Raw genomic sequence first — 5,658 nt, 5'->3', positions numbered from 1 at the left:
TGGCCACTGTCACCGCCCTGGCCACCCTAGCCACCCTGGCTCTCAGTGCCGAGATGCTCGCGCTATTGCAACTCGTGGCACCAACTGTCGGAAAAGTTGCACTTCGAAGGTCGAAATGTCGCTAGAACGGGAATCTGTCAGCACAGGCGCGCCTCCGAATTTTGCGACAATTCCCTGACCTGCAGTTTTGCGGAGCTGCAAATCAGTGTCTTTAACGCATTCCCGGTCTAGCGACATTCACCCCTGCTAGCGCCCCAAAAACGGCGCCGTCGGCCACGCATTCCCGGTCTAGCGACATCTGCACATCCTCACGCCGCCAAATAGGGCGCCGGCGCCTCCCGTGACGCAATCCCCCCCCCAGCACTGCGCTCGCACAATCTCACATTCCGCTGGCGCTGCAGCCAAGCGGAAAGCGTGGGCGTCAATAAGAAAAAAATAGGCCCCCTACCGCAACAAATGTGAACTGCTCCCCATTAGTTGGACTGAGAAATCAGTTACCGACTAGTGGGGAGTAGTTGCCATTGAGAGCACGAAGTTCGCTAAGTGCCGAGGCTTAACTTTTTGCGCTTTTAAGTACTGCGCTCAACTACTGGTCAGCGACCAACAACTCCGCAATCTGGATGGTATTCAGAGCAGCGCCCTTACGCAGATTGTCGCCAGAGACAACCAGCACCAGGCCACGCCCCTCCGGAACCGACTGATCGACACGGATACGACCCACCAGGGACTCATCCACACCAGCGGCGGCAAGCGGATTCGGAACGTCGACGACCTTCACGCCCGGCGCGGACTCCAGCAGTTCGGTTGCCTTCTCTACGGACAGAGCATTCTCAAACTCAGCGTGAATCACCAGCGTGTGGCCAGTGAACACCGGAACGCGCACACAAGTACCAGCAACAGCCAGCTCAGGGATAGACAGAATCTTGCGGGACTCATTGCGGAGCTTCTGCTCCTCATCAGTCTCCAGTGAACCGTCATCAACAAAGTTTCCAGCCACCGGCAGCGCGTTGAAAGCAATCGGGGCGACATACGGACCAAAGTCCTCCGCAACCAGAGCCGAACCATCAGTGGTCAGCTTCTCCAGGTTGTCGACGTTCTCGCGCACCTGGCCAGCCAGAGTATTCACACCAGCAAGGCCCGAACCCGAGACCGCCTGATAGGAGGACACACGCAGACGCTGCAACCCGGCCTCGTCGTGAAGCGGCTTGAGAACCGGCATCGCGGCCATGGTGGTGCAATTCGGATTCGCGACAATGCCCTTCGGGATGTCCTGCAAAGCATCCGGGTTGACCTCGGAGACCACCAACGGGACCTCCGGATCCTTACGCCACGCCGACGAGTTATCAACAACAACAGCGCCAGCAGCCGCAAAACGCGGCGCCTGCTCCTTCGACAGCGTGCCGCCAGCGGAGAACACCGCGACATCAATGCCCTTCAGATCCTCATCCGAAGTAGCCGCGACATCCTCGACAACAATCTTCTCGCCGCGGAACTCCAACTCCTTGCCCGCACTACGAGCAGAAGCGAAGAAACGAACCTTATCGGCCGGGAAATTACGCTCCGCCAACAGGGTGCGCATCACACGGCCAACCTGACCAGTGGCACCAACAACAGCAATCGTGGTCATAAGAACTCCTTAACGTCCCGTACCAGCGTAAACAACAGCCTCGGTGTCGCCACCGAGATTGAAAGCGTCGTGCAGAGCCTTCACAGACTTATCGACATCCTGGTCATTAACCAGCACCGAGATACGAATTTCAGAAGTGGAAATCAGGTCGATATTCACACCCTCATCAGCGAGCGCCTCACAGAACGTCGCAGTCACACCCGGGTGGGACTTCATGCCAGCACCGACCAAGGAGACCTTGCCCACGTGATCGTCGTAAAGCACGTCGTTCCAGTCATTGTCAGCCTGCAGCTTCTTCAGCAACGCCATCGCCTTCGGAGCGTCCTCGCGCGGGCACGTGAAAGTAATGTCAGTGCGGTTATCCGCGATGGTAGAGACGTTCTGCAGCACCATATCGATGTTGATCTCCGCATCCGCAACCGCGCGGAACATCTTCGCCGCCTGGCCCGGATCATCCGGAATGCCCAGCACGGTCACCTTCGCCTCGGAGCGGTCATGCGCCACACCGGTCAACACTGCTTCTTCCATAGGGATATCCTCCATCGATCCATCAACAAGGGTGCCAAGTTCATTGCTATACGACGAACGCACACGCAACGGAACATTAAACGCGCGGGCGTATTCGACACTTCGCAGCTGCAAAATCTTCGCGCCAACCGCGGCCATCTCCAGCATCTCCTCGAAGGAAATGTTGTCCAAACGCTGTGCGTCCGGCACAATGCGCGGATCCGCCGTGTACACGCCGTCCACGTCGGAGTAAATCTCGCAGACATCCGCCTCCAGAGCTGCCGCGAGGGCAACCGCAGTGGTATCCGAGCCACCACGGCCCAGCGTAGTGACATCCTTGGTCTCGCGGTTCACCCCCTGGAAACCGGCCACCAGGCAGATATGGCCCTCATCGAGGGCCTCGCGGACGCGACCTGGAGTGACCTCGACAATGCGGGCGTTACCGTGGCGCTCCGTGGTGATCACGCCGGCCTGTGAACCGGTGAAAGACCGAGCCGAGGCGCCGAGGCTTGCAATCGCCATAGCGACCAGTGCATTAGAAATACGCTCACCGGCGGTCAGGAGCATATCCATCTCGCGTCCCGGCGGGACCGGGTTGACCTGCTCAGCGAGGTCCAGAAGCTCATCGGTGGTGTCGCCCATTGCCGAGCAGACAACCACGACGTCATTGCCCTGCTTTTTGGTTTCCACAATTCGTTCTGCAACACGACGAATGCGTTCGGCGCTCTCCAGGGATGAACCACCGTACTTCTGCACAACCAGTGCCATGGTCGGCAACCTCCAAAAACTAGGCAACTATATGCAAGTAACTATTATTGACTCAATTTACTTGAGTTGCATTCGTAATTACATAGTGGGTTACCAAAACGTAGCTTGTGGGGGTTGCGTGGGGGTTTTGGGGCGGGTTGCGTGGGGTCGTGGTTGGGCGTGGGGTGAGCGCGGCTGCGCGTTGAGAGTGTGACGGCTGGGGTGTTTGGGGTGCTTGGGCTGTGGGTTGGGTGTCGGTTGGGTGTGAATCGGGCGCGGCTGCGGGCTGCCAGCGGGCTGCAAATGTGAAACTGATTAAGTTTATGACAAAAATAAGCCCTGAAACTTGTCAAAACTGACATAAACTAGGTCAGTAACTCTCGGTACTGTGCCAGGAACTCCCAGGCTCAGTAACTCTCGGTACTGTGCCAGGAACTCCGAGCTCAGCCAGCTCCACTCCCGAACTCCCAGGCTCCGGGCTCAGCCAGCTCCACTCCGGGCTCCCAGGCTCCGGGCTCAGTCAGCATCTTGGCCGGGTCAGCTAATCCGCCAGCTACTCCCCACGACGCTGCGAGCACCAAACACTGCCCCGCCCAACCCCTGCGAAGTGGACATGACAAGTGTTGCATGCCTAGCATTTCCTACGTGAACAATGACCTTCTCGCTGCGATACTGGCACTGCTGTCCGCGCTCAGCATCGCGTGGGGAACCGTCATCCGCCACAACCTCTCCGGAACACTGGAAGAGGGCACCAGCACACTTCGCGGAGTGGCGAAGACCCTGAAGCTGCCACGCTGGTGGCTAGGCTCGACTTTGGCGATTGCCGGGTATGTATTTCAGGTCGCAGCGTTGGCATTTGGCACGTTGCTCCTGGTACAGCCGTTGTTGGTTATGAAGCTGATGCTCACGCTCCCACTGGCGGCGAAGGTCAATGGTCGGCGGATTTCGCGGTCAGAGATGATCTGGTCGATAGCGCTTACTTTTGCGGTGGCGACGCTGGTGTTGCTCGGCAAGCCGACTGCCGGCTCCACCGATATCCCCACCTACCTGTGGGGATGGGCTCTTGCCGCCGGTGGCGTGGTCACCTGCGGACTGTACGCCGCTGCAGTTCAGTGGCCCAATACCGGCACGGGTAGCGGCTCCAACGCAGGTAGCGGCTCCAACACGAGTGACAGCTCAGCCATCGCAGACCGCTCCAGCACCGACAACAGCACAGGTAGCACCTCAGACACGAAACAGCGCGGAGTGCTACGCCAGAACCCGAAGGCTCTGCTGCTCGGCACGGCAACCGGCTGGCTGTACGGCTTCGTCGCGCTGCTGTCTAAGTCGGTGGTCGATACCTATGTCAACGGCGGACTCGTCCAGCTCCTGCTCTCCTGGGAACTCTGGCTGCTGGTGGCACTGGCGGTTATTGGCGTCGGCCTGCAGCAGGCGGCTTTTAACGCGGGACCGTTGCAGGCTTCGCTGCCAGCTATGACCGTCGTAGAGCCGATTGTTGCCTTCAGCTTGGGATACATCGTCCTTGGCGAGCGCTTCCAGGCAGTTGGTGTGCAGTGGGTGGCGCTGTTTATCGCGCTGGCGACCATGATTTCTGCCACTATTGCCCTGGCGGCTCGGCCGGCAGAAGCCACCGCCACAGCCTCCACCAGCGCCCCAAGCACCGCAAAGGCCGATGCAAACACCGCAAACGCCGACACCACAAGCTCCGCAAACACCACCACAGATTCCACCGATACCGCCGCGCACTGAATGGAATCACATGGAATGACACCACACAGAACGCCGCGCGGTGAGTAGAGTTCAACCCTCTCGGGCCGCATCACCTACATTGGTATTTGCACTTATTAAGTCGTTAGCGATTTGTCGGCCTGGCTATCCCCTGCCCGGGAACTGTCCCTGGTGAGAAAGACCCCGTGGCCGCTATGCACAATGTCACCAAAGGTAGGATTCGATGGGGCGTCATTCCCATTCCAAGCGGGCATCTAAACCGACATCTAAGCGGAAGTCCGAACGCGCAAACGATACCAACGCCAGCGCCGCAACCAACACCAAAGCAAAGCCCCAAAAGGGCAAGAAGCTCAATTCGAACACCATCATCGCCTTGCTGCTGATCATTGGTGGTTTGGGAGTGCTGCTGTACCCGGTTGTCGCAACGCAGTGGAATAACTTCCTGCAGGCCCGCGCCGCAGATGAGTACTCCAAGCTGGAGAAATCCGCTCCTCCTGAGGTCTTGGACACCGCCTGGAACGAGGCCCACGAGTACAACGCCAGCCTCGGCGAGGTCAATCCGGGCGATGCCTGGACCACCTCCGATGACGAGTCTTCCCCGGAGTACCAGCGCTATCGCCACTACCTCGACGTGCTTGGCGAGACCGACGCGCTCGGCCGCATCGTCATCCCGTCCATCAACTCTGACCTGCCCATTTTCCACGGCACTTCGGAAAAGTCGCTTTCACGCGGTGTCGGTCACCTCTACGGCACCGACTTCCCGGTCGGCGGCGTGGGCGAGGGTGAAGGTCGTCACGCGTCGCTGTCGGCGCATACGGGTCTGCAAAATGCGACGCTGTGGGACAACCTCGACAAGGTCAAAAAGGGCGACGCGTTCTACATCGCAGTCGCAGGTCACAAGTTGAAGTATGAGGTCCACGACGTAGCCGTCGTAAAGCCGGATGAAACCGATGCTTTACGACGCGTCCCCGGAGAAGACCTGATCACGTTGATTACGTGCACGCCTTACGGCATTAACGGCTCTTCCGGTTTCGGAGTGCGTAGCGGGG

The 5,658-nt window shown here is 59.0% G+C and carries 4 protein-coding genes; 2 read left to right on the top strand and 2 right to left on the bottom strand.

Annotated elements, in window-relative coordinates:
* Positions 1–586: 586 nt before the first annotated feature.
* The gene (locus tag HMPREF2614_RS08345; protein ID WP_016421884.1) at positions 587–1,627 is read right to left on the bottom strand and encodes an aspartate-semialdehyde dehydrogenase; all 1,041 of its coding nucleotides are present in this window, start codon (positions 1,625–1,627) and stop codon (positions 587–589) included.
* A gap of 9 nt (positions 1,628–1,636) precedes the next feature.
* Positions 1,637–2,902: an aspartate kinase gene (locus HMPREF2614_RS08340; protein ID WP_070560676.1), complete on the bottom strand. Its 1,266-nt coding sequence runs from the start codon at positions 2,900–2,902 to the stop codon at positions 1,637–1,639.
* 624 nt (positions 2,903–3,526) lie between these two features.
* Between HMPREF2614_RS08340 and HMPREF2614_RS08330 the strand changes: the two genes are divergently transcribed.
* Complete coding sequence (locus tag HMPREF2614_RS08330) at positions 3,527–4,630, top strand: DMT family transporter (protein WP_246815693.1); 1,104 nt, start codon at positions 3,527–3,529, stop codon at positions 4,628–4,630.
* A gap of 202 nt (positions 4,631–4,832) precedes the next feature.
* On the top strand, positions 4,833–5,658 hold an 826-nt coding region (locus HMPREF2614_RS08325; protein ID WP_070560662.1), incomplete at its 3' end, for a class C sortase.

The organism is Corynebacterium sp. HMSC074C11, assembly GCF_001809455.1.
GTDB classification, from domain to species: Bacteria; Actinomycetota; Actinomycetes; order Mycobacteriales; family Mycobacteriaceae; genus Corynebacterium; species Corynebacterium amycolatum.
Note: the sequence above shows the minus strand (reverse complement) of the source record. Positions and strands in the feature narration are given on the sequence as shown.